This window comes from Streptomyces sp. HSS9-12 (assembly GCF_054963655.1).
In genome coordinates this window covers 1-26456 of sequence record NZ_JBUEGC010000028.1, presented here as the reverse complement: position 1 = coordinate 26456, position 26456 = coordinate 1, and the positions used below count along the sequence as shown (strand labels likewise).

The following is a 26456-nucleotide window of genomic DNA, read 5'->3' as shown; positions in this document are numbered from 1 at the left end:
CGGGCGCCCACCGGCCTTATCGGCCGCCGGGCGCCCGCTCCGTACGGACGATAGTGGGTCAGACCTGGTCGGCCTTCTCCAGAGCGGTGCAGCAGGTGTCGACGATGAGGCGGGTCACCACATACGGGTCGACGTTGGCGTTGGGCCGCCGGTCCTCGATGTAGCCCTTCTTCTCGACCTCGACCTGCCACGGGATGCGGACCGAGGCACCACGGTTGGAGACGCCGTAGCTGTACTCGTTCCACGGTGCGGTCTCGTGCAGACCGGTGAGGCGGTCCTCGATGCCGGTGCCGTAGTTCTGGACGTGCAGCAGCGGCTTGTCGCCGAGACTGATGGAATTGCTGGGGGTGCCGAGGATCCGGCCACCGCGGCGGGCGATGGTCAGTCGCGCGCTGGAAAGGCGAGGACCGTGCCACCTGCGTCGAGTTGCAGCGTCGACCAGTCGTCGTCCAGCGTCCACCGCGGATCAGGCCGGTTGACCGTGCCGCCGACCAGCTCCCGGTAGAAGCGGGCGAGTGCGAGCGGGTCGGGACAGTCCAGCACTACGCACTGCAGGTTTTCCGATCATGGAGAGTCCTCTCGCAGTGGTGGGGGCACTGTGACGACCCGCTCCCGGTCTGCCCGATCGGTCCGGGAGCAGGTCAGGAGCATCTCATGTCGTTAGCCGACCTTCTCGATACGCGCGTTGCGGATCAGGAACTTTCCGGCCTCACGGACCTGTTCGAAGGCCGCGTTGTTCAGCAGGACGCAGCTGCCGGAGGTCGATTCCACGGAGACAGTCGTCGACTTGTTGTTGTCCAGGTTGGTCACCTTCAGCTTCGTCCCCTTGGGGAACTGGTTGCTGGAGGCCGCCGGGGCGCCGCCTTCGCCGGAGAGCGTCACCGTGGAGCCGGGGCAGACCACCTCGCCCTGGGCGGCGGCGTCCCCGCCCGCGGCTGCGTCGCCGCCACCGGCCTGGTCGCTGCCCGCGGCTGCGTCGCCGCCGGCCTGCGCGTCGCCGCCACCGGCCTGGTCGCTGCCCGCGGCTGCGTCGCCGCCGGCCTGCGCGTCGCCGCCACCGGCCTGGTCGCTGCCCGCGGCTGCGTCGCCGCCGGCCTGCGCGTCGCCACCGCCGGCCTGGTCGCCGCCCGCGGCTGCGTCGCCGCCGGCATCACAGCCGGCCGCCTTCAGCCGGTCCTGGATGTTCTGGACGACGGCCTGCCGGTTGGCTATTCGTGCGGCTGATTGGGCGTCAGGGTTCGCCTGTTGATCGGCGATGAACTTCTGGTTGTTGGCGAGCGCTTGGTTCAGCCCGTCACAGACCACGGACGACTGCCCGCCGGCGGCCTGATTGGTTCCGGCCATGCTGATACCCGCTGTCGCCACGGCGATCCCGCCGACCATGGCGGTGGCGCTCACGAGCAGGATCATCTTCTTCTTCTGGCTGGCTGTTCGCTTGCGGGACAATGCCGACTCCTGTCTCGATGTTACTCACGGGTCGGAAGTGACCCATGTGCCCATGAAGAACGGGCCGGAGCCGGATCCTTCTCAGAGTCGACAAAAGAAACTGTCGATAAAGTCGTGTGCCGTCGGGCCGTTCCGCGGCTGCCGCGCTGGTGGCGGAACGTCGACCCTTGCCAGATGTGTGGTGATTCACGCTCCGATACGGCGGGTATGCCCCTGGGTGAGCCAGGGCGGCGGCGTCGCCGACCGCCGGAATTCTGCGGCAGGGGGAGGACGATGAGCGACATCAGTGGGCTGGAACCGGTGGCGACGTTCTGCGGTCAGTGCAGTTGCGGTTGTCCGCAGCTGTTTGTCGACCCGGGCGCCCCGGTCGAGCGCCGGGTGGTACTCACCGACGACTTCGGGCAGCGTGTGCAGATGAGCGCCGACCAGTTCGCCTCGCTGATCGAGGACGCGAAGGCCGGACGACTGGACGGCGTCAGCACGGCGTGACGGCCCATTCCGGGGCCCGCACCGCACCGTTCGGGCAGGTCATGCCCAACTCGCTCCTCAGAGCCTGGATGGACCACTCGCCCGCTCAGTGCCCTTGAGGTGTTTCAGGACCCCTTCCCGGATTCCGCCGGGAAGAAGGTGATCAGGGTTGCGGTGCCGTCCTGGCCGACGACCCGGACTGCCGCCTCCGGGATGTCCAGCGTGGCGATGTCGATCTCCTTGGGATGCGGCACCATGTGCCGCAGCACTACCGGATAGCGCGACGACTTCCCGCCGACGGCGACGATCACCACATCGTCCTTCGGGTCGTAGACGAGGGAGGAGAAGGGCAGCCGCTCGGCCTCGTACTGGTGCCCGACCTCCGGGTCCAGCACTTCGATGGCGACAAGTTCACCTTCGTGGTTGGCGGTGACCTCGTCGAGCGCCGTCTGCCACTCACTGCGGTCGAGCGTTGCGGTTTCGGCCATCGTCGATCCTCCCTCGGGGCCGCTTCTGGTGGATCGCGTTTCCCTACGACGGTCGCCGTCGCCGTCGCCTGTTGCCACGACCCGGCAGGTCGAGCCAGCGCGGCCGTGCTTGGCCTCCCGGGCCGAAACCAGCTCATTGCCCGCAACGTAGGGCGAAGGCCGCGCCGCCTGGGCCGCCGGTGATCCACTGAAGAAGGCCGCCGGCCGTGCCTTCCTGTGAGGGAAGGACACGGCCGACGGCCCTCAGATGCTCCAGGGGGCGCGGAAACCCGCGCTGACCTGCGGTGATCTTAGATGTCGAAGTACAGCTCGAACTCGTGCGGGTGCGGACGCAGCTGGATCGGGGCGATCTCGTTCGTCCGCTTGTAGTCGATCCAGGTCTCGATCAGGTCGGCGGTGAAGACGCCACCGGCCTGTAGGTACTCGTTGTCCTCCTCGAGGGCGTCGAGCACGGCCGGGAGCGAGGTCGGGACCTGCGGCACGCCCGCGTGCTCCTCAGGAGCGAGTTCGTAGAGGTCCTTGTCGATCGGCTCGGCCGGCTCGATCTTGTTCTTGACGCCGTCGAGACCGGCCAGCAGCAGCGCCGAGAAGGCGAGGTACGGGTTGCTGGACGGGTCCGGCGCGCGGAACTCGACGCGCTTGGCCTTCGGGTTGGAGCCCGTGATCGGGATACGCATCGCCGCGGAGCGGTTCCGCTGCGAGTACACCAGGTTCACCGGCGCCTCGAAGCCCGGCACCAGGCGGTGGTACGAGTTCACCGTCGGGTTGGTGAAGGCGAGCAGCGACGGCGCGTGCTTGAGGATGCCGCCGATGTAGTAGCGGGCGGTGTCCGACAGCCCGGCGTATCCCTGCTCGTCGTAGAAGAGCGGGTCGCCGCCCTGCCACAGGGACTGGTGGACGTGCATGCCGGAGCCGTTGTCACCGAAGATCGGCTTCGGCATGAAGGTCGCGGTCTTGCCGTTGCGCCAGGCGACGTTCTTCACGATGTACTTGAAGAGCATCAGGTCGTCGGCGGCGGCGAGCAGCGTGTTGAACTTGTAGTTGATCTCCGCCTGGCCGGCGGTGCCCACCTCGTGGTGCTGGCGCTCCACCTGCAGACCGGCCTTGATCAGCTCCAGGGAGATCTCGGCGCGCAGGTCGGCGAAGTGGTCGACCGGCGGGGCCGGGAAGTAGCCGCCCTTGTAGCGGACCTTGTAACCACGGTTGTCCTCGATCGCGCCGGTGTTCCAGGCGCCGGCCTCGGAGTCGATGTGGTAGAAGGCCTCGTTCGACTTGGTCTCGAAGCGGACGCTGTCGAACACGTAGAACTCGGCCTCGGGGCCGAAGTACGCGGTGTCCGCGATCCCGGAGGAGGCGAGGTAGGCCTCGGCCTTCCGGGCGATGTTCCGCGGGTCACGGCTGTACTGCTCGCCCGTGATCGGGTCGTGGATGAAGAAGTTGATGTTCAGCGTCTTGTCCCGCCGGAACGGGTCCACGCGGGCGGTCGACAGGTCCGGTACGAGCGCCATGTCGGACTCGTGGATGGCCTGGAACCCCCGGATCGACGAACCGTCGAACATCAGCTGCTCAGCCGGGTCGAACGCCTCCACCGGCACCGTGAAGTGCTGCATGATGCCGGGCAGGTCGCAGAACCGGACGTCGATGAACTTGACGTCCTCATCCGCGATGTACTTCTTCGCATCGTCGGCGTTCTGGAACATCCAACTCCTCCTAGCCCGCCCCCAGGGGACGGGATTGCATCGGTCGCGAGGCCAGTGCGGTGGCACGCTGGCCCCGACCTTAGGTTTCGGGGATTTCCCGAGCGTGACCCGTTTGTTTCGCGGATGTTAATCGGCCCGCGACCGCCTCCCGCTCCGCTGGTGAGCTGGGAGCCCGTCTATTACGGCCCATGTAACTCTTTCCCGGCCCGCCGCGCGAGCCTGGGGCCGGACCGGGAGCGTAGGACCGTATGCGGTCGCAGGGTCTGAATGCGGTCGCAGGTACCGTGGAGCGGTGGACAACAGGCAAGCAATCGGATCGTGGCTCTCCGGACCGCGCGCGGCAGCCGAGGACATGGGTGTCGACTTCGGCTACCGGGGCAAGCGGCTCGGGCTGCCGGAGGACGGGCCGGGCTCGATCGCACCGCTCGGCCGGCGCTTCGGGGCCCTGTTCACCGACTGGGCGATGTGCGTCGTGATCGCGTACGGCATCTTCGCCCGCGGCAACTCCCAGGCAGCGAGCAATGTGGCGCTGCTGGTCTTCCTGGTGCTGAGCGTGCTGACCGTCGGCACGGTCGGCTGCACCCCGGGCAAGCGGCTCCTCGGGCTCCGGGTGATCTCCGTTGGCGGTCACCGGCTGTCGCTGCCGTACGCCGTACTGCGCTCGCTGCTGCTCGTCCTGGTGATCCCGGCGCTGATCTGGGACCGCGACGGCCGCGGGCTGCACGACCGCCTCGCCCGCGCCGTCCAGGTGCGCATCTGATCGCGGGCGCCATCCGGGTACGGGTGACAGAAAGCGGCCCGGGACCACTGGTCCCGGGCCGCTTCACACGTCTCCGCGCCGCACGTACGGCGGTCAGCGCATCTTCCCGCCTCTGGGCATCCGCATGCCCTTCGGCATCGGCCCCTTCGGGATCGGCATGTTGCTCATCAGGTCGCCCAGCGCCCGCAGCCGGTCGTTGACCGCGGTGACCTGTGCGCCCGGCAGCACCCGCGGAAGCTTCATCAGCGTGGTACGCAGCTTCTTCAGCGGTACCTGGCCCTCGCCGTTGCCCACGATCACATCGTGTACGGGCACGTCCGCGACGACGCGCGCCATCCGCTTCTTCTCCGCGGCCAGCAGGCTCTTCACCCGGTTCGGGTTGCCCTCGCCGACCAGCACGATGCCGGCCTTGCCGACGGCCCGGTGCACGATGTCCTGGTTGCGGTTCATCGCCACCGCCGGGGTGACCGACCAGCCGCGCCGCATGTTCTCCAGGACCGCGGACGCGGCGCCGGGCTGGCCCTCCATCTGCCCGAAGGCCGCTCGCTCGGCGCGCCGTCCGAAGATGATCGCCATCCCGAGGAAGGCCAGCAGGAAGCCCAGGATGCCCAGGTAGACCGGATGCCCGATCACAAAGCCGATCGCGAGGAGGACACCGAAGGTGACGATTCCCACAGCGGCGACGACAAGGCCGACCTTGGGGTCGACCCGCTTGGTCATCTGGTAGGTCAGGGCGATCTGCTTCAGCCGCCCGGGGTTCTCGGATGTTTCCTTCCTCGCCATGCTCCAGAGTCTACGTGGCGTGCGGAGCCCCAGAGGCCGCGGCCTCCAGTACGTGCTGGGCCTCGATCCGGTCCTTGGCCCGGCGCCGGTCCTCCAGCACAGCGGTCCAGGCATTGCGGCGCGCGGTGCGCTGGCCGCCGCGCATCAACACCTCTTCGACGGCCCGCAGCGTATCGGTGACGGACGGAATCGCGGTGGCACGGACGCGCGCTGCCTGCATGATGTCTTTCCCCTCGGGTCGGATGGCGGAACGGAGGGTGGCGAAGCGTGAAACCATGGTCACTGACTGGTGTTACCAGCGCATGGCCAGTGGGTCAAACGCCGATAAAAGCTTGACGCGGCCCGTAATATGCCCCACCCGGAGGTGGTCGTACGGGCCGCGTCGCGGCTTTGCGCAGGTCGGGGGCCAGGCGCCGGCCTCAGACGGCCTGCGAGGCGACAGCCGCCCCGCGCCGCTCGATGGCCTGCTGGTACAGGCGGCCGGCGCGGTACGAGGAGCGGACCAGCGGGCCGGACATGACCCCGGAGAAGCCGATCTCCTCGGCCTCCTCCTTCAGCTCGACGAACTCCTGCGGCTTCACCCAGCGGTCCACCGGATGGTGGCGCACGGACGGGCGAAGGTACTGGGTGATGGTGATCAGCTCGCAGCCCGCGTCGTGCAGGTCCTGCAGCGCCTGGCTGACCTCCTCGCGCTCCTCGCCCATGCCCAGGATCAGGTTGGACTTGGTGACCAGACCGGCCTCACGGGCCCGGGTGATGACCTCGAGGGAGCGCTCGTAGCGGAAGGCCGGGCGGATGCGCTTGAAGATCCGCGGCACGGTCTCGACGTTGTGGGCGAGCACCTCCGGGCGGGCGGAGAAGACCTCGGCGAGCTGCCCGGGGACTGCGTTGAAGTCGGGGATCAGCAGCTCTACCTTCGTACGGCCCGCCTCGCGGTCGGCCGTCATGGCGTGGATCTGCCGCACGGTCTCCGCGTACAGCCAGGCGCCGCCGTCCTCCAGGTCGTCGCGGGCGACACCGGTGACCGTCGCGTAGTTCAGATCCATGATCACCACGGACTCGCCGACGCGGCGCGGCTCGTCGCGGTCCAGCGCCTGCGGCTTGCCGGTGTCGATCTGGCAGAAGTCGCAGCGCCGGGTGCACTGGTCACCGCCGATGAGGAAGGTGGCCTCGCGGTCCTCCCAGCATTCGTAGATGTTGGGGCAGCCTGCCTCCTGGCACACCGTGTGCAGGCCCTCCCGCTTGACCAGGCTCTGCAGCTGGTTGTACTCGGGGCCCATCTTCGCCCGGGTCTTGATCCACTCGGGCTTGCGCTCGATGGGGGTCTGGCTGTTCCGGACCTCCAAACGCAGCAGCTTGCGCCCGTCGGGTGCGACAGCGGACACGTCCGGCTCCCTACGACTTCGATTCCTCGGCGAACACCAGGGTACGCCCGTATTTCCTGCGCCCTCATTCCGCCGGCAATCCAGGCGACCTGGGGCGCATTCCCTTCTCCGTGCGCCCTACGCCTCAGACAGCGCGCGGCAGCGGCACGGCCGACTCCAGGACCTCCCGCAGATGCTTCTCCACCACCGGCCGGACCTCTGTGACGGGCACGTCCCGGCCCAGCTCCGCGGAGAGCGAGGTGACACCCGCGTCCCGGATCCCGCACGGCACGATCCGGTCGAACCAGGTGTTGTCCGGATTGCAGTTCAGCGCGAAGCCGTGCATCGTCACGCCCTTGGCGACGCGGATCCCGATGGCGGCCAGCTTGCGGTCCTCGCGGCGCTGGCCCGCGTTGGACGGCGCGTAGTCCGGGCCGGCCATCCGGGGGTCGAACTCCTCGTACTGCAGCCGCGGGTCGATGTCCAGCGACAGTCCTCCGAGCGCCGGGCGCTGCTCGATCGGATCGCCGAGCACCCATACGCCGCTGCGGCCCTCGATGCGGGTGGTCTGCAGACCGAACTCCGCGCAGGTGAGGATGAGCGCCTCTTCCAGACGGCGAACGTGTGCGACGACGTCCACCGGCCGCGGCAGCTTCAGGATCGGGTAGCCGACGAGCTGGCCCGGGCCATGCCAGGTGATCTTGCCGCCCCGGTCCACGTCCACGACGGGGGTGCCGTCCAGGGGGCGCTCGCTGTCCTGCGTACGCCGGCCGGCGGTGTAGACGGGCGGGTGCTCCAGCAGCAGACAGGTGTCGGGGATCTCGTCCGCGAACCGGGCCGCGTGCACCCGGCGCTGCTCCTGCCACGCCTCCTGGTAGTCGACGTAGTCCGGCCCGAAGCCCAGGTGGACGAAGCGCAGCTCACTCACGGCAGCTCCTCTTTGAACCTTCACATTGCACCGATGGGTCGCATCGATCGCGCCATGCCACTGTACGGCCGTCGGCCGAACAGCCGGCAGGCGGATACCGACCGGCGCCGGATGGCCCGGCGGCCAGAGGGCTGTCCGAACCGTGCTCACACGATCGGATGAAAGGGACGCGAAGGAGGCACCCAGTGCCGTGGCGGCCGCTACATTCCCCGACCACAAGGGGCGATCGGGGCTGCCGCAGGTTCCTCACCCTTGTCACGCCCTCTGCTCGCAGGGCCCGAAGGCAGGAGACCGCACAACCGATGACCGACCGCCCCCAGCCGCGTACCCCCAACCGTCAGCTCGCCGCCCTGATCGCGGAAGCCGGGTTCTCCAATGCCGGGCTCGCCCGCCGCGTTGATCAACTTGGTCTCGAACACGGCCTTGACCTGCGATACGACAAGACCTCGGTGACCCGCTGGCTGCGCGGGCAGCAGCCGCGCGGCACCACGCCCGCACTGATCGCCGAGGTGTTCACCCGGCGGCTCGGCCGCCGGCTCTCCGCGCAGGACCTCGGGCTGGACGCCTGCGCGCCTGTCTATGCCGGGCTGGAGTTCGCGGCCACACCCGCGGAGGCCGTGGAGATCGTCAGCGGCCTGTGGCGCAAGGACACCGGCAGCCAGGCCGAACTGCGCAAGATCGCCTTCACACCGGCCGGTCTGGTCGTGCCCAGCCGGGACTGGCTGATCGGGCGCCCCGACGAGCGGGTCGCCCGCGGTGTCGAGCCCCCGCCCGCCGCACCCGCCACGCCCAACGGGGTGGGCAGCGCCCGGGTGCCCCTGCAGGGGCGGACAGCCGTACCGCGGCAGCGGCAGACCGACCGCGGGCCCGGGACCGGCCAGAGGGTCACCCCGGGCGATATCGGGGCCCTGCGCTCGGTGGGGGAGCTGTTCCGCACCCTCGACCACGCCTACGGCGGCGGCCACGCCCGGCAGGCCCTGGTGCGATACCTGGAGCACGAGGCGGAGCCGATGCTGCGCGGCACGTACGGCGAGACGACCGGGCGGCGGCTGTTCGCGGCGGTGGCCGACCTGACGCGGCTGGCGGGCTGGACGTCGTACGACATCGCCGCCCATGGCCTCGCGCAGCGCTACTTCGTCCAGGCCCTGCGGCTCTCCCAGGCGTCGGGGGACCGGGCGTACGGCAGCTATGTGCTGGTGACCATGAGCCGGCAGGCGGTGTACCTGGGACATGGGCGCGAGGCCGTGCAGCTGGCACGGGTCGCCCAGCAGGGGGTCGGCAGCGCGGCCCCGCCGGTCGTACAGGCGCTGCTGAACGCGGCGGAGGCGCGCGCCCATGGCGTGCTGGGCGACGCGCGCGCATGCACGGCGTCGCTCGCGCGGGCGGAGCGGGCGCTGGAGGCGGCTCGACCGGGCGACGAGGTGCCGTACTGGGCGCGCTTCTTCGACGAGGCGCAGCTCGCCGACGAGTTCGGCCACTGCCACCGCGACCTGCAGCAGTACCGCGCGGCCGCGCAGCACGCGGAGCGCTCGCTCCAGCTGCGCACGGCGGGGTACGCGCGGAGCCGGCTGTTCTGCCGGGTGGTGCTGGCGTCGGCGCGGCTTGGCCTCGGCGAGCTGGAGCAGGCGTGCGCGCTGGGCGCGGAGGCGGCGCAGCAGGCGGTGGAGATGCGGTCGGTGCGGGCGGTGGAATACGTCCGCGAATTCGAGCGCCGGCTGGAGCCGTTCAAGGACGCGGCGCCGGTCCGCGGCTTCCGCGAACGGGTCGCCGCGCTGGGCATGTGACCTTTGCCCGCCTGCCCGCCCCTGACCAGGGGCGGGCAGGCGGGAAGAAGACGGGGTCAGGCCGCCGTGCGGAGGGAGGCCGGGTCGTCGCGGGCGAGCCCGAAGTCGCGCAAGACCGCATGGGCCGCGCGGCGGCCCGAGACGAGGGCGCCCTGCACCGTGCTGGTGTCGCGGTGGTCCCCGCACACATACAGCCCGCACAACACCCGTACAGGCCGCCGCAGATCGTGCGGCGGGGCCATCGCCGGTACGGCCTCGGGATCGTGGTGCGCGGAGAGCAGTTCCCATCCGTCCGCGCACGTGCCGTACAGCTCGCTGAGCTGTGCCCGGGCCGCCTTGTCCAGGATGCTGACCGGTTCCGACGCGGCGCGGCCGAGCACGGTGGAGGTGATGAGGACCCGGCCGGGGGGCGTCCGGGACGGGTCGACTTGGCTGGTGACGGCCGTGTGCGAGACCGGGCCGCGGCGGTCGGCATCCAGCAGCAGCACGGGCTCGCTGAGCGGCGCCTCGTCCGTCGTGTGATGCAGGACCGTCACCGGGTGGAAGTCCGGCAGCCGAAGGCCCGGCAGCAGCTCGGCCGCGGCCCGCGAGCCGGTGGCCACCAGCACGGCGCGGCAGGCGAGTTCACCATGGTCGGCGGTGCCCACACACGTCGTTGACGCGGACACGGCGCGTACTCCGGTCCGTATGGTGCCGGGCGGCAGGGATGCCGCCAGCAGTTCGGGCACCGTGGAGGCGCCGCCCGCGGGCAGGCTGAGACGGCAGCGGACGAACTCGCGCAACGCCAGGTCGGCGCAGCGGCTGGAGGTGGTCAGCGCGGGATCGCTCAGCAGCGTCGACAACAACGGCCGCAGGACGGCATCGACGGTGCGTGCGGGCAGCCCGCGGCCGCCGACGGCTTCCGCGGCGGTCCGCTCGGGCCGGGCGAGCAGCCGGGCGGTCGGGGTGGTGGCGAGCCGGTTGAGGAAGGCGATGAGCCGGGCGTGGTCGAGTGCGCTGCCCCGGGGCGCGCGGGCAGCGGTCGCAAGGGCGCGCGCCGCGGTGAGCGCGCCCCTGGTGCTCCTCGGGTCGACGAGCCGCTGTTTCCGCCCGCCGCCGTGCACCACGACCCCGGCGGAGAAGGGGCGCAGCGCCAGGCCGCTGAGACCCGGGGTGCGGCGCAGCTCGAGGGAGGAGGCGTGGAGCGGCTGCGCGGCGCGGTCGAGGCGGAAGCCGTCGACCCGATCGGTGGCCATCCGGCCGCCGACGTCATCGGCGGCCTCCAGGACGGTGACCCTTACGCCGGCGTCGGTCAGGTGACGGGCCGCGGAGAGTCCGGCCAGTCCGGCGCCTACGACGATGACGTCCGTCTGCTCTGAGCTGTGGCGTGCGGTGCTGAGCACGTGCCCCTCCCCGAGGTCGGCTGTGTCTCCCGCGATGGAACGACCGTCCGGTCGTTGGAAACCTCATGCCCCCAACGGGCGTGCGGAATACCCGAGTCCCAGTCGAGCCCAGGAATGGATGCAATTCACGGGCAGCCGCGCACCGACCGGGCACGGTCGCACAGCGGTCGAATACCGGTCAAGTGAGGGTCGCGTAGCGGTCGTATGTCGGTTCCATGTCGGTCGCCCGACGGTCGAAGCCGATCAGGGTCGCCCGCCGATGGGGCCGTGCCGCCTCAGCGCAGCGCGGCCCGTACAGCGCTCTCGATCGTCGGATGGGCGAAGGAGAAGCCGGTCTCCAGCAGCCGCCGCGGCAGCACGCGCTGGCTGCCGATGACGTCCTGCGCGAACTCACCGAGAGCGAGCCGCAGTACGGGCGCGGGCGTGTGCATCAGGGCAGGCCTCTTCAGCACCCGCGCCATCACCTCGGTCACCTCGCGGTTGGTGACCGGCTCGGGCGCGGTGAGGTTGACCGGACCTGACAGCTCCGCCGTCTCAAGGATGTGGCGCAGGGCGGAGACTTCGTCGTGCAGGGAGATAAAGCTCCAGTACTGGCGGCCGCTGCCGAGCCGTCCGCCCAACCCCAGCCGGAAGAGCGGAAAGAGCCGCCCCCACGCGCCGCCCTCCTGGGCGACGATCAGGCCGGTGCGGCCGAAGGCCGTGCGGATTCCCGCCTCTTCGGCCGGCGCCGCGGCCGCCTCCCACTCCTGGCACAGCTCGGCGAGGAAGCCCTCGCCGGGGGGCGCACTCTCGTCCACCGGGCGCTCCCCGGTGTCCCCGTAGAAGCCGATCGCCGACCCGCACAGCAGTACCCGCGGTGGGGTGTCGAGGGAGGCGACGGCCTCGGCGATCGCGGCGGTGCCCAGCACCCGGCTGTCCCGGATCTCCTTCTTGTAGGCGTCCGTCCAGCGCTTGTCGCCGATTCCGGCGCCCGCCAGGTGCACCACCGCGTCGCAGCCCGTCAGCCCGGCGGTGTCGACGTAACCCCGCTCGGGGTCCCACGCGACCTCGTCCGCCGCGCGCGGCTGTCTGCGCACCAGGCGGACCACCTCGTGCCGTTCCCCGGACCCTGCGGCCTCGCCGGAGGCGCCCCCGGCGCGCAGGGATCGTACGAGCGCTGAGCCGATGAGTCCGGTCGAGCCGGTGACCGCGATCCGCATGGGCCCATCCTGCACCGCTCACCCGCTGCCCGCGAAGAGGCGGGCCTCAGTCCTGACCCCGTTGGCCTCATGCCGTGCGAAAACCGGTTGCCCTTCGGCGGCACCGACTCTGGTGATGTAACTGGCGCCACGGCCAAGGCCATGTCCCCGCCTCTACGGCCGTGGCACAGTGGGGCTCATGTTCGAGTCCGTCGAGTCGTCGCCCGTACACCCCGTCATCCGCCGTGCCGTTCGCACCGACGACGCCGCGCTCGCGGACCTGGACCGCCGTACCTGGTCGCCCATGCACGCCGTGCTGCCGGGGCCGCCCGAGCTCGGCGACCCTTTCTTCGACGCCACCCACCTGCCCGTCGACTTCCTGGTCGCCGAGTATGAGGTGGGGGCACCTGCCGGCGGTAGCCGGGGGAGGGTGGCCGGCTATATACGCCTGGTCCGGCCGACGCCGCTGCCCGCCAACGCCCACGTCCGGCAGATCCAGGGGCTCGCCGTCGACAGCTGGGCGCGCGGCCGGGGGATTGCCCGGGCGCTGGTGGACGCCGCCTGCGCGGAGGCCCGCCGACAGGGCGCGGTACGGATCACCCTGCGGGTCCTGGGACACAACACCCCGGCCCGGCGGCTGTACGAGTCGGCCGGCTTCGTGGTGGAGGGCATACTGCCGGGCGAGTTCCTGCTCGAGGGGACGTACGTGGACGACGTCCTGATGGGCCGGAGCCTGCTCCCGTGATCCTCAGTGATCCTCATTCCCTGAAGCGGAAGTACAGCTTGGGGAACCGTTCCGCCAGCGCCGCCTCGTCCTCGAAGTCGATCGGCGTGCCCATCGGCTCGGACGGCGGCTCCGGCAGCCCCAGATCCGGCATCTGTGTCCCCGTCAGCTGCTCGTACGCCTCGTCCGCCGCATACCCCAGGTCCTCCGCGTCCCCGTCGACCTCCTCGTCGAACTCCTCCAGCAGATCGGCCAGGTCGTCCGGCTCGTGCAGCGCGCCCTCGAAGATCTCCCGGCCCTGCCCGATCAGCCAGCAGCGGAAGAAGTCGAAGGCGTCGTCGCTCGCGCCGTCCAGCAGCACCCAGGCCGCGCCCCACACATCCCAGCGGTAGGCGCGGTTGTAGCGGGCCTCGAAGTGCCGCGCGAAGTCCACGACGTAGTCCGGGTCGAGTCGCAGCAGCCGTTCCACGAGCAGGTCGGCCTGCTCCTCCGGGTCGCCCTGCGCGGCCTCCCGGGTGCCATCGATGATCTCCCAGAACTCCGTCTCGTCCATCACGGGACCAGCATCGACCCTGCCCGTACCCCCTGCACGCGGAGCGCGCGGAAAACACGACAGAAGATGTCCGTTTTGGGTGACAGGCTCTCCGGCCTACCGACGACAGCGCAGCACAGCGAAAGGACGCACCCATGCCGATAGAGGGACCCCTGGCGGGCAAGGTCGCATTGGTCGCGGGGGCCACGAGAGGCGCCGGACGGGCCATGGCCGTGGAGCTGGGCCGCGCCGGGGCCACCGTGTACGCGACCGGGCGCAGCACGCGCGCGCGGCGCAGCGAGGTGAACCGGCCCGAGACGATCGAGGAGACGGCCGAGCTGGTCACGGCGGCCGGGAAGGCGGCCGGCGGGAAGGCGGCCGGCGGGGAGGGCATCGCGGTGCCCACCGACCACCTCGAGCCGGACCAGGTACGGGCCCTCGTCGAGCGCATCGACCGCGACCACGGCCGGCTCGACATCCTCGTCAACGACGTCTGGGGCGGTGAGCGCCTGATCGAGTTCGGCAAGAAGGTATGGGAACTTGACCTGGACAAGGGGCTGCGCATGCTGCGGCTCGGCATCGACACCCACGCCATCACCAGCCACTGCGCGCTTCCGTTGCTGATCCGACGGCCCGGCGCCCTGGTCGTCGAGGTCACCGACGGCACGGCCGAGTTCAACAAGCGGTACCGGGAGAGCTTCTTCTACGACCTGACCAAGAACGCGCCGATCCGCATGGCCTACGACCTCTCCGAGGAGCTGAAGGAATACGGCGGTACGGCCGTGGCGATCACCCCGGGCTTTCTGCGCTCGGAGGAGATGCTCGCGCACTTCGGGGTGAGCGAGGAGAACTGGCGCGACGCCGTGCGGAAGGTCCCGCACTTCGCCATCGCCGAGTCACCCACCTATGTCGCGCGGGCTGTCGCGGCGCTCGCCGCCGACCCGGACAAGGCGCGCTGGAGCGGAAAGTCCGTCTCCAGCGGCGAGCTTGCCAAGGTCTACGGGTTCACCGACACCGACGGCTCCCGGCCCGACGCCGTGGGCTACTTCCTCGACGTCGTCCACGGGGGCAAGCAGGCGACGGCCGACGACTACCGGTAGCGGCGCTGTACCGGCGCTACCGGTACAGCGCCGCCGCACGGGCCGCCGCCGCAGCGAGGCGTTCGCGCAAGTCCGCCGGCCGCAGCACTTCCGCCTCCGGACCGAGCGCGAGCAGCTGGGTGTACGCGACCTCCAGGGACTCGACGGGCAGGGTGACCGTGCACCAGCCGTCCTGCCCGTCGGGCTCCCCGGCCGCCGCCAGCGCCTCCTCGGCGGCCGCCCGGTCGGTGGCGTACCGCAGGCGCCGCACGCCGTCCGGGCTCAGGCGCAGCACGACCTCGTCGCGCAGGATCGAGCGGGCGAATTCCGCTGCCCGCTCCTCCCAGAACGCCGGCAGATCGAAGTCCTCGTCCCGGATGAAGGTGTCCTCGGACAGTGAGACCGAGGTGAAGCGGTCCGCCCGGTAGACGCGGAATGCAGCGTGCCGGCCGCCCGACGTCCCGGTTGGACGCGGCCCGTCCGTCACCCGAGCCACCAGGTACCAGACCCCGGCCTTGAGTACGAGACCGTACGGCTCTGCCGCCCGCGCCACCTCGGCCTCCCCGCGGCGGTAACGGGCGCTGATCCGGCGGTCGTCCCACACCGCCTCGGCGATCACGGGCAGCAACTCCGGTGCCTCCGGAGGCTGCCACCAGCCCGGGGCGTCCAGGTGGAAGCGCTGCGCCGCGCCGGCCGCCGCGTCCCTCAGCTCCGGCAGCAGGGCGGCCGACACTTTCAGCCGGGCGGCGGAGGCGGCGTCCGCCAGGCCCATCTCGCGCAGCGCCGACGGCACTCCGGACAGGAACAGGGCTTCCGCTTCGGTACGGCCCAGGCCGGTGAGGCGAGTGCGGTAGCCGCCGATGAGGCGGTAGCCGCCGACGCGCCCGCGGGCCGCGTACACCGGGACTCCGGCCTCGGAGAGCGCGAGCGCGTCCCGTGCCACCGTTCGCTCCGACACCTCGAGCTCCCGTGCCAGTTCAGCCGCTGTCATCGCGGGGCGGGACTGGAGCAGCAGCACCATCTTGATCAACCGGGCAGCACGCATGCGGCCATCATGCCCCGCCCCTGCGGAGCGCCGCGCCGCGCCAAGTTCCCGCGCCTCCGGCGCGATTTCGCCCGCCCACCCGGCCGACTGGACGGGTGGGCGGGCGAAAGAACCGGCGCAAAGCGCCGTAGCGGCCGGCCCGTCAGAGGCCGTAACGGGTACGCGCCTCCTGGACCGCTTCCGGCTTCACCTCGCCACGGCGGGCAAGTTGCGCCAGGGCCGCCACGACGATCGACTGCGCGTCCACTCCGAAGTGCCGGCGCGCCGCCTCCCGCGTATCGGAGAGCCCGAAGCCGTCCGTGCCGAGCGAGCTCCAGTCCTGCTCCACCCACTGGCTGATCTGGTCCGGAACCGCCCGCATCCAGTCGCTGACCGCGAGCACCGGGCCGGGGGCGCCGGCCAGGGCCCGGGTGACGTACGGGATACGGTCCTCGCCCTTGAGCTGCGCCGCGTCACAGGACAGGGCGTCGCGGCGCAGCTCGCTCCATGAGGTGGCGGACCACACGTCGGCGGTCACGCCCCAGTCGTCGGCGAGGAGTTGCTGGGCCTCCAGGGCCCAGTGGATGGCCGTACCCGAGGCCAGCAGCTGAAGGCGGGGGGAGTCGGCCGCCGGGGCCGTGCCCTCCTTGAAGCGGTAGAGGCCCTTGAGGATGCCCTCCTCGACCCCCTCCGGCATGGCCGGCTGCGGCTTCGGCTCGTTGTAGACCGTGAGGTAGTAGAAGACGTCCTCCGCCTCGGGGCCGTACATTCGCCGCAGGCCGTCCTTGACGATGACGGCGATCTCGTACGCGAACGCCGGGTCGTAGTTCAGCGACGCCGGGTTGGTCGAGGCGATCAGGTGCGAGTGGCCGTCGGCGTGCTGCAGGCCCTCGCCCGTCAGGGTCGTACGGCCGGCCGTCGCGCCGACGATGAAGCCGCGGCCGAGCTGGTCGGCGAGCTGCCACATCTGGTCGGCGGTCCGCTGCCAGCCGAACATCGAGTAGAAGATGTAGAAGGGGATCATCGGTTCGCCGTGGGTCGCGTACGACGTCGCGGCGGCGATGAAGTCGGCCATGGCGCCGGCCTCGGTGATCCCCTCGTTGAGGATCTGGCCGTCCTTGGCCTCCTTGTAGTACATCAGCTGGTCGCGGTCGACCGGCTCGTACGTCTGGCCCAGCGGCGAGTAGATGCCCGCGGACGGGAAGAGCGCCTCCATACCGAAGGTCCGGGCCTCGTCCGGGACGATCGGAACCCAGCGCTTGCCGGTCTGCTTGTCCCGCATCAGGTCTTTGACCAGGCGCACGAAGGCCATGGTGGTGGCGACGTCCTGGTTCCCGGAGCCCTTGAGCGCCGCCTTGAAGGCGCGCTCCTCCGGCTCGGGCAGCGCGGCGACGGGGTGCACGCGCCGGGCCGGGGCGGGACCGCCGAGGGCGGCTCGGCGCTCTTGCAGATAGCGGACCTCGGGGGAGTCGGGGCCCGGGTGGCCGTAGGGGACGAGCCCGTCGTCCAGCTTCGAGTCCGGGATGGGGAGGTCGAGCAGGTCGCGCATGGCGCGGAACTCCTTGCCCGACAGCTTCTTCATCTGGTGGTTGGCGTTGCGGGACTCGAAGCCCGGGCCGAGGGTGTGGCCCTTGACGGTCTGGGCCAGGATCACGGTCGGGGCGCCCTTGTGTTCCACGGCCGCGCGGTAGGCGGCGTAGACCTTGCGCGGCTCATGGCCGGCGCGTGAGGTGTGGAAGCACTCGGCGATCTTGGCGTCGGACAGCACCTGGGCCATCTGGACCAGGGCCGGGTCGGCACCGAAGAAGTGCTCGCGGATGTAGGCGACATCGCGGGTGGCGTAGGTCTGGAACTGCGCGTCCGGGACCTCGCGGAGGCGGCGGACCAGCGCGCCGGTGGTGTCGAGCCGGAACAGCTCGTCCCAGGCCGAGCCCCAAAGGGACTTGACGACGTTCCAGCCGGCGCCGCGGAACTGGGCCTCCAGCTCTTGCACGATCTTGAAGTTGGCGCGGACCGGGCCGTCGAGGCGCTGCAGATTGCAGTTGATGACGAAGGTCAGGTTGTCGAGCTGCTCGCGCGCCGCCAGGGCGAGGGCGGCGGTCGACTCGGGCTCGTCCATCTCGCCGTCGCCGAGGAACGCCCAGACATGGGAGCCCGAGGTGTCCTTGATCCCGCGGTGGTGGAGGTAGCGGTTGAAGCGCGCCTGGTAGATCGCGGAGAGCGGGCCAAGGCCCATCGACACGGTCGGGAACTCCCACAGCCAGGGCAGCCGGCGCGGGTGCGGGTAGGAGGGGAGGCCCTTGCCGCCCGCCTCCTGCCGGAAGTTGTCGAGGTGCTCCTCGGACAGCCGGCCGTCGAGGAAGGCGCGGGCGTAGATGCCGGGGGAGGCGTGGCCCTGGATGTAGAGCTGGTCGCCGGAGTTGTCGGCCTCCTTGCCGCGGAAGAAGTGCTGGAAGCCGGTCTCGTAGAGCCAGGCGGCGGAGGCGTAGGTGGCGATGTGGCCGCCGACGCCGTAGCGGCTGCCGCGGGTGACCATCGCGGCGGCGTTCCAGCGGTTCCAGGCGGTGATCCGCCGTTCCATCTCCTCGTCACCGGGGAAGGCGGGCTCGGCGGCGGTGGGGATGGTGTTGACGTAGTCCGTCTCCAGCAGCTTCGGCAGCGCGAGGCCGGTGTGCTCGGCGTGCTCGAGGGTGCGGCGGATCAGATACGAGGCGCGGTGCGGCCCGGCGGCCTGGGTGACGGCATCGAGTGAGGCGGCCCACTCCGCGCTTTCCTCGGGGTCGCGGTCCGGGAGCTGGTCGAGCTCGCTCGGCCGGTTGCGTACGGCGTCGGTCATGCGTCGACTGTAAGGACCGATCGATGATCGATCAAAGCTCGGCGGCCCAAAAACTGCTCCGCAAGGCGAAATTGGCATTCCGTGCCATGAAATGGGGCACCCGGTGCACCGCCCAGGGCGTACCACATCCCGCCGTGGCGTAACCGAAGGTACGAAGGGGGCGGGCAGTGCCCAACCGGGCCCAGGGATACTGTGGGGCGGCGCGTGTCAGGGGCGCGGTGCGCAGCCCAGCACATGCTCCTTGACCAGCTCGCCGATCCGCGGATCCCGGCGGCGGAAGGCCTCGACCAGGGTCTCGTGCTCCTCGGCGTACGACTCCTGCCGGGTGCCCAGCCAACGGATGGACAGCGCCGTCCACACTTCGATGCCCAGCGACTCCCAGGTGTGCAGCAGCACGCTGTTCCCGGCCGCCCGCACCAACTCGCGGTGGAAGCCGACCGTATGCCTGACCTGCGCTTCCGCATTGCCCGCGCGGTCGGCCTCGTACAGCGCCGCCACCTCCGGCTCCAGCACCGAGACGTCCGCGGCCAGCCGTTGCGCGGCCAGCTCGGCGGCGATCTGCTCCAGCCCGGCCCGCACCGGGTAGATCTCCTCCAGGTCGGCGGCGGTCAGGGCCCGTACCCGTACGCCCTTGTTCGGCGCGGACTCGATCAGCCGCAGCGCCTCCAGCTCGCGCAGCGCCTCTCGTACGGGCGTCTGGCTGACCTCCAGCTCGACCGCGATCCGCCGCTCCACGATCCGCTCGCCGGGCTTCCAGCGCCCGCTGACGATGCCCTCCACGATGTGCTCGCGGATCTGCTCGCGCAGCGACGGGACGACGGTCGGGGTCATGGAAAGCGCTCCTTCGGGCCGGGACGTTGACTCGACAATACGGCGGGCCGCACTGTCTGGAGCCGGGCAGGGCAGGTGAGAGCAGGTGTGGCTGCCGTCGATACGGCAGCGCCCCCGCCCGGATCTCTCCGGACAGGGGCGCTGCCGCTCCTGCTGGCTGTGCCAGGTGCTCAAAGGCCGAGCCCTGTCTCGTTGCGATCCTCGGTCACTTGGACATGACCGCCACGCCGCGTTACAGGCCGAGCTCGGTCTCGAACTCGCCCGCCTCCAGGATTGCCTTCACGGTCGACAGGTAACGGGCCGCGTCGGCGCCGTCCACCAGGCGGTGGTCGTACGAAAGCGCCAGGTAGACCATGTCGCGGACGGCGATGGCCTCGCCCAGCTCGGGGTGGTCGAGGACGACCGGACGCTTGACGGTCGCACCGATGCCCAGGATGGCGACCTGGCCCGGAGGCACGATCACGGTGTCGAACAGGACACCGCGCGAACCGGTGTTGCTGACGGTGAAGGTCGCGCCGGAGAGCTCGTCCGGTGTGATCTTGCTCTCGCGGACCTTGGCGGCCAGCTCCGCGGTCTTCTTGGCGATACCGGCGATGTTGAGGTCACCGGCGCCCTTGATGACCGGGGTCATCAGACCCTTCTCGGAGTCCACGGCGATGCCGATGTTCTCCGAGTCGAAGTACGTGATGGTGCCCTCGGCCTCGTTGATCCGGGCGTTGATGACCGGGTGGGCCTTCAACGCCTGGGCGGCGGCCTTCACAAAGAACGGCATCGGCGAGAGCTTGACGCCCTCACGCTGGGCGAAGGAGTCCTTGGCCAGGGCCCGCAGCCGCATGATCTTGGTGACGTCCACCTCGACCACGGAGGTCAGCTGGGCCTGCTCGTGCAGCGCCTTCATCATGTTGTCGCCGATGACCTTGCGCATCCGCGACATCTTCACCGTCTGGCCGCGCAGCGGCGACGGCGCGACCGCAGGCGCCTTCGGGGCGGCGGCAGCCGGGGCAGCGGCGGCCGGAGCGGCCTTGAGCGCCTCGGCGGCGGCGATCACGTCCTGCTTACGGATACGGCCGCCGACGCCGGTGCCCTTGACCGTGGCCAGGTCCACGCCGCTGTCCGCGGCGAGCTTGCGCACCAGCGGAGTGACGTACGCGCCCTCGGCCGCGGGGGCCGGAGCGGGGGCGGCCGGAGCAGGTGCGGCCGGAGCAGGTGCGGCCGGAGCCGGAGCCGGAGCGGGCGCCGGAGCGGGGGCGGGAGCGGGGGCCTCGGCCTTCGGGGCCTGCGGAGCGGGCGCCGGTGCCGGGGTGGGGGCCGGTGCCGGGGCGGGGGCCTCGGCCCTCGGGGCCTCGGCGGGCGCCGGCGCGGCCGGGGCGGGCGCGGCAGCCGGAGCGGCACCGGCGGCACCGATCACGGCCAGCTTGGAGCCGACCTCGGCGGTCTCGTCCTCGCCGACCAGGATCTCCAGCAGAGTGCCCGAGGCCGGGGACGGGATCTCGGTGTCGACCTTGTCGGTGGAGACCTCGAGCAGCGGCTCGTCGGCCTGCACCTGCTCGCCGACCTGCTTCAGCCAGCGGGTGACGGTGCCCTCGGTCACGGACTCGCCCAGCGCGGGCAGGACCACGTCGGTGCCTTGGGCTGCGCCCGCCGCGGGGGCCGGAGCGGGGGCGGGGGCGGGGGCCTCGGCGGGCGCCGGGGCCGGAGCCTCAGCGGCCTGAGCCGGAGCCGGAGCCGGGGCCGCCTCGGCAGCCGGGGCCGCGGGGGCCTCGGCGGGGGCGCCGCCGTCGTCGATGATGGCCAGTTCGGCGCCGACCTCGACCGTCTCGTCCTCCGCGACGCGGATGGAGGTGAGGATGCCGGACGCGGGCGCCGGGATCTCGGTGTCGACCTTGTCGGTCGAGACCTCGAGCAGCGGCTCGTCGGCCTCGACCTTCTCACCCTCGGCCTTCAGCCAGCGGGTGACGGTGCCCTCGGTCACGCTCTCCCCGAGCGCCGGCAGGGTTACGGAAACCGCCATGGTTTCGGTTGCTCCTAACGATCTGTGCTTGTGGGTCGCGCCCGAGGATTAGTCGTGGGAGTGGAGGGGCTTCCCGGCCAGCGCCAGGTGGGCCTCGCCGAGCGCCTCGTTCTGCGTCGGGTGCGCGTGGATGAGCTGTGCGACCTCCGCCGGCAGCGCCTCCCAGTTGTAGATCAGCTGCGCCTCGCCGACCTGCTCGCCCATACGGTCACCGACCATGTGGACGCCGACCACGGCGCCGTCCCGGACCTGTACGAGCTTGATCTCGCCCGCGGTCTTGAGGATCTTGCTCTTGCCGTTGCCGGCCAGGCTGTACTTCAGCGCGACGACCTTGTCCGCGCCGTAGAGCTCCTTGGCCTTCGCCTCGGTGATGCCGACGGAGGCGACCTCCGGGTGGCAGTAGGTGACGCGCGGCACGCCGTCGTAGTCGATCGGCACGACCTTCAGGCCGGCCAGCCGCTCCGCCACGAGGATGCCCTCGGCGAAGCCGACGTGCGCCAGCTGCAGCGTCGGGACCAGGTCACCCACGGCCGAGATGGTCGGGACGTTGGTCTGCATGTACTCGTCGACGAGGACGAAGCCGCGGTCCATGGCGACCCCGGCCTCCTCGTAGCCCAGACCCTGCGAGACCGGGCCGCGGCCGACGGCGACGAGCAGCAGCTCGGCCTCGAAGGTCTTGCCGTTCTCCAGCGTGACCTTCACACCGTCCGCGGTGTACTCGACCCCCTGGAAGCGGGCGCCGAGGGAGAACTTGATGCCGCGCTTGCGGAACGAGCGCTCCAGCAGCTTGGAGCTGTTCTCGTCCTCGACCGGCACGAGGTGGGGAAGGGCCTCGACGATGGTGACGTCCACGCCGAAGGACTTCCAGGCGGAGGCGAACTCGACGCCGATGACACCGCCGCCGAGGACGATCGCGGACTTCGGCACCCGGTTCAGCACCAGCGCGTGGTCGGAGCTGATGACGCGGTCGCCGTCGATCTCCAGACCCGGGAGCGACTTCGGCACCGAGCCGGTCGCCAGCAGGATGTGGCGGCCCTCGTAACGCTGGCCGTTCACATCCACCGAGGTCGGCGACGACAGCCGGCCCTCGCCCGCGACATAGGTCACCTTGCGGGAGGCGACCAGACCCTGCAGGCCCTTGTACAGACCGGCGATGACGCCGTCCTTGTACTTGTGCACACCCTCGATGTCGATGCCCTCGAAGGTGGACTTCACGCCGAACTCGCCGCCCTCACGGGCCTGGTCGGCGATCTCACCGGCGTGCAGCAGAGCCTTGGTGGGGATGCAACCGCGGTGCAGGCAGGTGCCGCCCAGCTTGTCCTTCTCGATCAGGGCGACGTCCAGACCCAGCTGCGCCGCGCGCAGGGCAGCGGCGTATCCGCCGCTACCGCCTCCGAGGATCACTAGGTCGAAAACGGTGCTGGCGTCGTTCGCCACGTCACGTCCTCCATGCATGGGTTCGCCGGAGCCGGTCTTCGGCGACCGGGCGGCGGCTATTGTTTGCCTCCCCCAGCTACCGCTGGGAGGTGCCCCCAGTTGCTCAGCCCTGGGGGCGGTTGCCTGGGTAAGGCTGGGCCCTGTCCTGCCGAGACAACATCTTCGCACCTGTCGACGCAATACGAGACGCCGGGCCGGGGTGTGAGACGGCTCTCATGCCGCCCCACGACGCTGGCCAAGCGTACGTATGCACGGATTTCGTCGACGGCGAACGGGAGGCGCTGCGGGCGTGCACGGCCCCGGGCAGGGGTGCTCGGGGCCGTGCGGCACACGGGAAGCGCCGCTCCCGACGGTCAGCCGAGGTCCCCGGCAGCGGTGCGCTCGGCCAGCCGCACGAGGGTGCGGACCGCGGATCCGGTGCCTCCCTTGTGGGTGTAGCCGTACGGGGAGCCCTCGTGGAAGGCCGGGCCGGCGATGTCCAGGTGCGCCCAGGTGATGCCGTCGCCGACGAACTCCTTCAGGAAGAGACCGGCGACCAGGCCCCCGCCCATCCGCTCACCCATGTTCGCGATGTCGGCCACGGGCGAGTCCATGCTCTTGCGGAGCTCGGCGGGCAGCGGCATCGGCCAGGACTGCTCGCCGGCCTCCTCGGCGATCTCGTGGAGCGCGGTGCGGTAGGCGTCGTCGTTCGCCATGATCCCGAAGGTGCGGTTGCCGAGTGCCAGCACCATAGCGCCGGTCAGCGTCGCCACGTCGACGATCGCGTCCGGCTGTTCCTCCGAGGCGCGGGTGATCGCGTCGGCCAGCACCAGCCGGCCCTCGGCGTCGGTGTTGAGCACCTCCACCGTCTTGCCGCTGTACATCGTCAGCACGTCGCCCGGGCGGGTCGCGGTGCCGGACGGCATGTTCTCGGCGAGCGCCAGCCAGCCGGTGACATTCACCTCCAGGCCCAGCTTCGCCGCGGCGATCACGGCCGCGAACACGGCGGCCGCACCGCTCATGTCGCACTTCATGGTCTCGTTGTGGCCGGCCGGCTTCAGGGAGATGCCGCCCGAGTCGTAGGTGATGCCCTTGCCGATGAGGGCGAGGGTCTTGTCGGCCTTGGGGTGGGTGTAGCCGAGGCGCACCAGCCGCGGCGGGTTGGCCGAGCCCTGGCCGACGCCCAGCAGGCCGCCGTACCCGCCCTTGGCGAGCGCCTTCTCGTCCAGCACCTCGACCTTGAGGCCGTACTCCCTGGCGGCCTCCTGGGTGGCGGCCGCGAAGGACTTCGGGGTGAGGTCGTTGGACGGCATGTTGATGAGGTCGCGGGCGCGGTTGACCTCCGCGGCCACGGCGGTGGCGCGCTCCGCGGCCGCCTTGAACGCCTTGTCCCGCGGCTTGGCGCCGAGCAGCGCCACCTCGGCCAGCGGCTTGTTCTTCTCGGCGTTCCTGCCGTTGTTGTTGCCGTTCGAGCCGCGGTACGTGTTGAAGGAGTACGCGCCGAGCAGCGCGCCCTCGGCCACCGCGGCGGCGGCGTCCGGGTCCTCGACGGGCAGCGCGAACGCGCCCTTCTTGGAACCGGCCAGCGCGCGGGCCGCGGATCCGGCGCCGCGGCGCAGTGCTTCGGCGCCGAAGCCGTCACCCTTGGCAGGAGCGTCGCCGAGCCCGACCGCCAGCACGACCGGGGCCTTGATGCCGTCCGGCGACGGCAGCTTGGTCACCTCGCCCTCGCCGCCGGTGGCGCCGAGGGTCTCCAGGACCGCGGCCAGCTTCCCGCCGAACGCCTGGTCCACGGCCTCGGCGCCGGGCGCGACGACGGGGCCCTTCTCGCCCTTCGCGACGCCGATGACGACGGCGTCAGCGCGGAGCGATGCCGGTGAGGAGGTGCTGAGAGTCAGAGCAGTCACGGTGTTGGGGTTCCTCTTCCCTTTGCGTTCCTCGGCCAGTCGGTGGGCCGGCCGCCGCTTGGGCCCGCACGGGCCCAGCCCACCAGCCGTACGTCGCACGGCCCCGGGCGCTGCTTGCATCGTATTCCGCCCCGCTTCCGCCCGGCGCTGCGCGGCGTCAGCCCAGCGCGACAAGCAGGACTGCGGCCGTCGCGGCGGTCTCGGCGAGGGCCCCGAACACATCGCCGGTGACCCCGCCGAAGCGCCGGCGGCAGCGCCGCAGCAGAAGCTCGGCCGCGGCGGCTGCCGCGAGCACGGCAACTGCGTGGTGCACGGCGGCGTACGGGCCGAAGGCCGCGCCCGCGCCCGCCGCGCACCCCGCGACGGTGGCAACGGCCGCCAGGGCAGCGGCCGGTATGGGCACCGCTCCCGCGACTGCCGCGCCCAGGCCCTCGGGGCGGGCGGCGGGGACGCCGGCCCGGCAGGCGAGGGTGAGCGCCAGACGCGCGGCGACGGCGCACACCACGGCGGCGAGAGCGCCGCGGGCCCAGTTCTGCGCGTACAGCCCGCTCAGGGCGGCCACTTGGGCCAGCAGCACCAGGACCAGGGTGATGACACCGAACGGACCGATGTCCGACTGCTTCATGATCCGCAGCGCGTCCTCGGCCGGTCTGCCGCTGCCCAGGCCGTCGGCGGTGTCGGCCAGGCCGTCGAGGTGCAGCCCGCGGGTCAGCAGTGCCGGTACGGCCGCGGAGCACACCGCGGCGAGCAGCGGGCCGCCGCCCAGCAGCAGCACCACAGCGCCGGGGACGGCCGCGCACAGACCGACCACCAGCCCGACGAGCGGGGCCGCCAGCATGCCGCCGCGCGCGGCGTCCCGGTCCCACCGGGTGACGCGTACCCGAAGGACGGTCAGGGTGCCGAAGGCGAAGCGCAGCCCGTCACCTGGAGAGGCGGGGGCGGGTGTGGAGCCAGAGGCCGTGTCGTGCATCCGCGCAGGCTACCCCGCCCGGCTCAGGGACTAAATTGCGCATAGAGGAACAGAAGGAGCCGGGTTGGCGGCCGGGAAGCGGGTGTCGTGGGTCACTGGTGGGAGCGCAACATCGTCGAGCCCGGCAAGTTGCCGCTTTTCCTCGCGCTTTCCTCCTTCGTCGCCGCCTTCCTCATCACGCGCACCATCACCCGGATGATCAGAGCGGGCAAGGGGCCCTTCAAGAACGTCACCCCCGGCGGCCTGCACGTCCACCATGTCGTGCCCGGCATCCTCCTGATGGTCGTCGGCGGCTTCGGCGTGATCGCCGGCTACCGGCACGTCCTCGGCGTCAGCGTCTCGGCCGTGCTGTTCGGGGTGGGGACGGGGCTGGTGCTCGACGAGTTCGCGCTCGTCCTCCACCTCCACGATGTCTACTGGACCGAACAGGGGCGCCAGAGCGTCGAGGTCGTCGTGCTCACCGCCGCCCTGGTCGTACTGATGCTGCTCGGCTTCGTACCGTTCGGGGTGAACGATCTGACCAAGGAGGAGCTGCAGGACCGGGCGACCGTCGCGGGGAACATCGTCCTGAACTTCCTCATCGCCCTGATCGCCCTGGTCAAGGGCAAGCCGAGGCTCGCCGTGATCGGCGTATTCGTGCCGTTCGCGGCCCTCGTCGGGGCCGTGCGCCTCGCCCGGCCCGGGTCGCCCTGGGCGCGGCGCGTCTACCGCAAGCGGCCCCGGGCCAGGGCGCGCGCTCAGGTGCGGGCCGACCGGCACGACAAGCGGTGGGACCGGCTGCGCCGCCGGCTCGGGGATCTGGTGGCCGGCGCCCCCAACGCTGAGAAACCTGACGGTGGATCAGG

23 protein-coding genes and 2 pseudogenes are annotated in these 26456 nt (G+C 71.1%); 6 read left to right on the top strand and 19 right to left on the bottom strand.

What is annotated here, in order from left to right:
* Nucleotides 1-58: 58 nt before the first annotated feature.
* The 3 genes and pseudogenes from glnII to ACY34J_RS16700 all read right to left on the bottom strand — a co-directional run.
* Nucleotides 59-328: pseudogene (glnII, locus tag ACY34J_RS16710) on the bottom strand (glutamine synthetase); the annotation flags it as partial.
* Between the two features lie 4 nt (nucleotides 329-332).
* A pseudogene (locus ACY34J_RS16705) lies at nucleotides 333-555 on the bottom strand (VOC family protein); the annotation flags it as partial.
* A gap of 105 nt (nucleotides 556-660) precedes the next feature.
* Complete coding sequence (locus ACY34J_RS16700) at nucleotides 661-1446, bottom strand: hypothetical protein (protein WP_462727291.1); 786 nt, start codon at nucleotides 1444-1446, stop codon at nucleotides 661-663.
* Between the two features lie 273 nt (nucleotides 1447-1719).
* Between ACY34J_RS16700 and ACY34J_RS16695 the strand changes: the two genes are divergently transcribed.
* Nucleotides 1720-1935, top strand: coding sequence for a hypothetical protein (locus tag ACY34J_RS16695; RefSeq protein ID WP_462727290.1), 216 nt, complete (start codon nucleotides 1720-1722; stop codon nucleotides 1933-1935).
* Nucleotides 1936-2039: 104 nt separating this feature from the next.
* On the opposite strand, the gene ACY34J_RS16690 is transcribed toward ACY34J_RS16695, so the two are convergent.
* Together ACY34J_RS16690 and glnA are read right to left on the bottom strand one after the other, a co-directional pair.
* Nucleotides 2040-2402, bottom strand: a complete 363-nt coding sequence (locus tag ACY34J_RS16690; RefSeq protein ID WP_462727289.1) for a DUF5335 family protein — start codon at nucleotides 2400-2402, stop codon at nucleotides 2040-2042.
* A 290-nt stretch (nucleotides 2403-2692) separates the two neighbouring features.
* Complete coding sequence (glnA, locus tag ACY34J_RS16685) at nucleotides 2693-4102, bottom strand: type I glutamate--ammonia ligase (RefSeq protein WP_462727288.1); 1410 nt, start codon at nucleotides 4100-4102, stop codon at nucleotides 2693-2695.
* 292 nt (nucleotides 4103-4394) lie between these two features.
* On the opposite strand from glnA, the gene ACY34J_RS16680 reads away from it, so the two are divergent.
* Nucleotides 4395-4862 (top strand): RDD family protein, encoded by a 468-nt coding sequence (locus tag ACY34J_RS16680; protein WP_462727287.1) that lies wholly within the window; start codon nucleotides 4395-4397, stop codon nucleotides 4860-4862.
* A gap of 93 nt (nucleotides 4863-4955) precedes the next feature.
* On the opposite strand, the gene ACY34J_RS16675 is transcribed toward ACY34J_RS16680, so the two are convergent.
* From ACY34J_RS16675 to lipB, 4 genes are all read right to left on the bottom strand, one after another.
* Nucleotides 4956-5645 carry a DUF4191 domain-containing protein gene (locus tag ACY34J_RS16675; protein WP_462727286.1) on the bottom strand — a complete coding sequence of 230 codons (690 nt, stop codon included), beginning with the start codon at nucleotides 5643-5645 and terminating at the stop codon, nucleotides 4956-4958.
* Between the two features lie 10 nt (nucleotides 5646-5655).
* Nucleotides 5656-5865: an SCO2195 family GlnR-regulated protein gene (locus ACY34J_RS16670; RefSeq protein ID WP_462727285.1), complete on the bottom strand. Its 210-nt coding sequence runs from the start codon at nucleotides 5863-5865 to the stop codon at nucleotides 5656-5658.
* A 199-nt stretch (nucleotides 5866-6064) separates the two neighbouring features.
* Nucleotides 6065-7030 carry a lipoyl synthase gene (lipA, locus tag ACY34J_RS16665; RefSeq protein ID WP_462727284.1) on the bottom strand — a complete coding sequence of 322 codons (966 nt, stop codon included), beginning with the start codon at nucleotides 7028-7030 and terminating at the stop codon, nucleotides 6065-6067.
* Between the two features lie 124 nt (nucleotides 7031-7154).
* Nucleotides 7155-7937, bottom strand: a complete 783-nt coding sequence (lipB, locus tag ACY34J_RS16660) for a lipoyl(octanoyl) transferase LipB (RefSeq protein WP_462727283.1) — start codon at nucleotides 7935-7937, stop codon at nucleotides 7155-7157.
* 302 nt (nucleotides 7938-8239) lie between these two features.
* Between lipB and ACY34J_RS16655 the strand changes: the two genes are divergently transcribed.
* The gene (locus ACY34J_RS16655; protein ID WP_462727282.1) at nucleotides 8240-9721 is read left to right on the top strand and encodes a regulator; all 1482 of its coding nucleotides are present in this window, start codon (nucleotides 8240-8242) and stop codon (nucleotides 9719-9721) included.
* 56 nt (nucleotides 9722-9777) lie between these two features.
* Here ACY34J_RS16655 and ACY34J_RS16650 read toward each other — a convergent pair whose 3' ends face one another.
* Nucleotides 9778-11103, bottom strand: a complete 1326-nt coding sequence (locus ACY34J_RS16650; RefSeq protein ID WP_462727281.1) for an NAD(P)/FAD-dependent oxidoreductase — start codon at nucleotides 11101-11103, stop codon at nucleotides 9778-9780.
* 275 nt (nucleotides 11104-11378) lie between these two features.
* Nucleotides 11379-12302 carry a TIGR01777 family oxidoreductase gene (locus ACY34J_RS16645; RefSeq protein ID WP_462727280.1) on the bottom strand — a complete coding sequence of 308 codons (924 nt, stop codon included), beginning with the start codon at nucleotides 12300-12302 and terminating at the stop codon, nucleotides 11379-11381.
* 178 nt (nucleotides 12303-12480) lie between these two features.
* On the opposite strand from ACY34J_RS16645, the gene ACY34J_RS16640 reads away from it, so the two are divergent.
* Nucleotides 12481-13026, top strand: coding sequence for an N-acetyltransferase family protein (locus tag ACY34J_RS16640; protein WP_462727279.1), 546 nt, complete (start codon nucleotides 12481-12483; stop codon nucleotides 13024-13026).
* A gap of 13 nt (nucleotides 13027-13039) precedes the next feature.
* Here the strand turns inward: ACY34J_RS16640 and ACY34J_RS16635 are convergent, their stop codons facing one another.
* Nucleotides 13040-13558 carry a DUF4240 domain-containing protein gene (locus tag ACY34J_RS16635; protein ID WP_462727337.1) on the bottom strand — a complete coding sequence of 173 codons (519 nt, stop codon included), beginning with the start codon at nucleotides 13556-13558 and terminating at the stop codon, nucleotides 13040-13042.
* Nucleotides 13559-13692: 134 nt separating this feature from the next.
* Here ACY34J_RS16635 and ACY34J_RS16630 point away from each other — a divergent pair, with 134 nt between their 5' ends.
* Nucleotides 13693-14637, top strand: a complete 945-nt coding sequence (locus ACY34J_RS16630; protein ID WP_462727278.1) for an SDR family oxidoreductase — start codon at nucleotides 13693-13695, stop codon at nucleotides 14635-14637.
* Between the two features lie 16 nt (nucleotides 14638-14653).
* Here the strand turns inward: ACY34J_RS16630 and ACY34J_RS16625 are convergent, their stop codons facing one another.
* The 7 genes from ACY34J_RS16625 to ACY34J_RS16595 form a co-directional block, all read right to left on the bottom strand.
* Entirely contained in the window at nucleotides 14654-15661 is a 1008-nt protein-coding gene (locus tag ACY34J_RS16625; RefSeq protein ID WP_462727277.1) for a helix-turn-helix transcriptional regulator, read from the bottom strand.
* Nucleotides 15662-15803: 142 nt separating this feature from the next.
* On the bottom strand, nucleotides 15804-18476 hold the full coding sequence (gene aceE / locus ACY34J_RS16620; RefSeq protein ID WP_462727276.1) for a pyruvate dehydrogenase (acetyl-transferring), homodimeric type: 2673 nt from the start codon (nucleotides 18474-18476) through the stop codon (nucleotides 15804-15806).
* Between the two features lie 207 nt (nucleotides 18477-18683).
* Nucleotides 18684-19307 (bottom strand): GntR family transcriptional regulator, encoded by a 624-nt coding sequence (locus ACY34J_RS16615; protein ID WP_462727275.1) that lies wholly within the window; start codon nucleotides 19305-19307, stop codon nucleotides 18684-18686.
* 232 nt (nucleotides 19308-19539) lie between these two features.
* Nucleotides 19540-21318 (bottom strand): 2-oxoglutarate dehydrogenase, E2 component, dihydrolipoamide succinyltransferase, encoded by a 1779-nt coding sequence (sucB, locus tag ACY34J_RS16610; RefSeq protein WP_462727274.1) that lies wholly within the window; start codon nucleotides 21316-21318, stop codon nucleotides 19540-19542.
* Between the two features lie 48 nt (nucleotides 21319-21366).
* Nucleotides 21367-22755, bottom strand: a complete 1389-nt coding sequence (gene lpdA, locus ACY34J_RS16605; RefSeq protein ID WP_462727273.1) for a dihydrolipoyl dehydrogenase — start codon at nucleotides 22753-22755, stop codon at nucleotides 21367-21369.
* Nucleotides 22756-23108: 353 nt separating this feature from the next.
* Nucleotides 23109-24641, bottom strand: coding sequence for a leucyl aminopeptidase (locus ACY34J_RS16600; protein WP_462727272.1), 1533 nt, complete (start codon nucleotides 24639-24641; stop codon nucleotides 23109-23111).
* Between the two features lie 157 nt (nucleotides 24642-24798).
* Nucleotides 24799-25611, bottom strand: coding sequence for an adenosylcobinamide-GDP ribazoletransferase (locus ACY34J_RS16595; protein ID WP_462727271.1), 813 nt, complete (start codon nucleotides 25609-25611; stop codon nucleotides 24799-24801).
* Between the two features lie 87 nt (nucleotides 25612-25698).
* On the opposite strand from ACY34J_RS16595, the gene ACY34J_RS16590 reads away from it, so the two are divergent.
* Nucleotides 25699-26456, top strand: a 758-nt coding sequence (locus tag ACY34J_RS16590; protein WP_462727270.1) for a hypothetical protein, incomplete at its 3' end; no start/stop codon positions are given.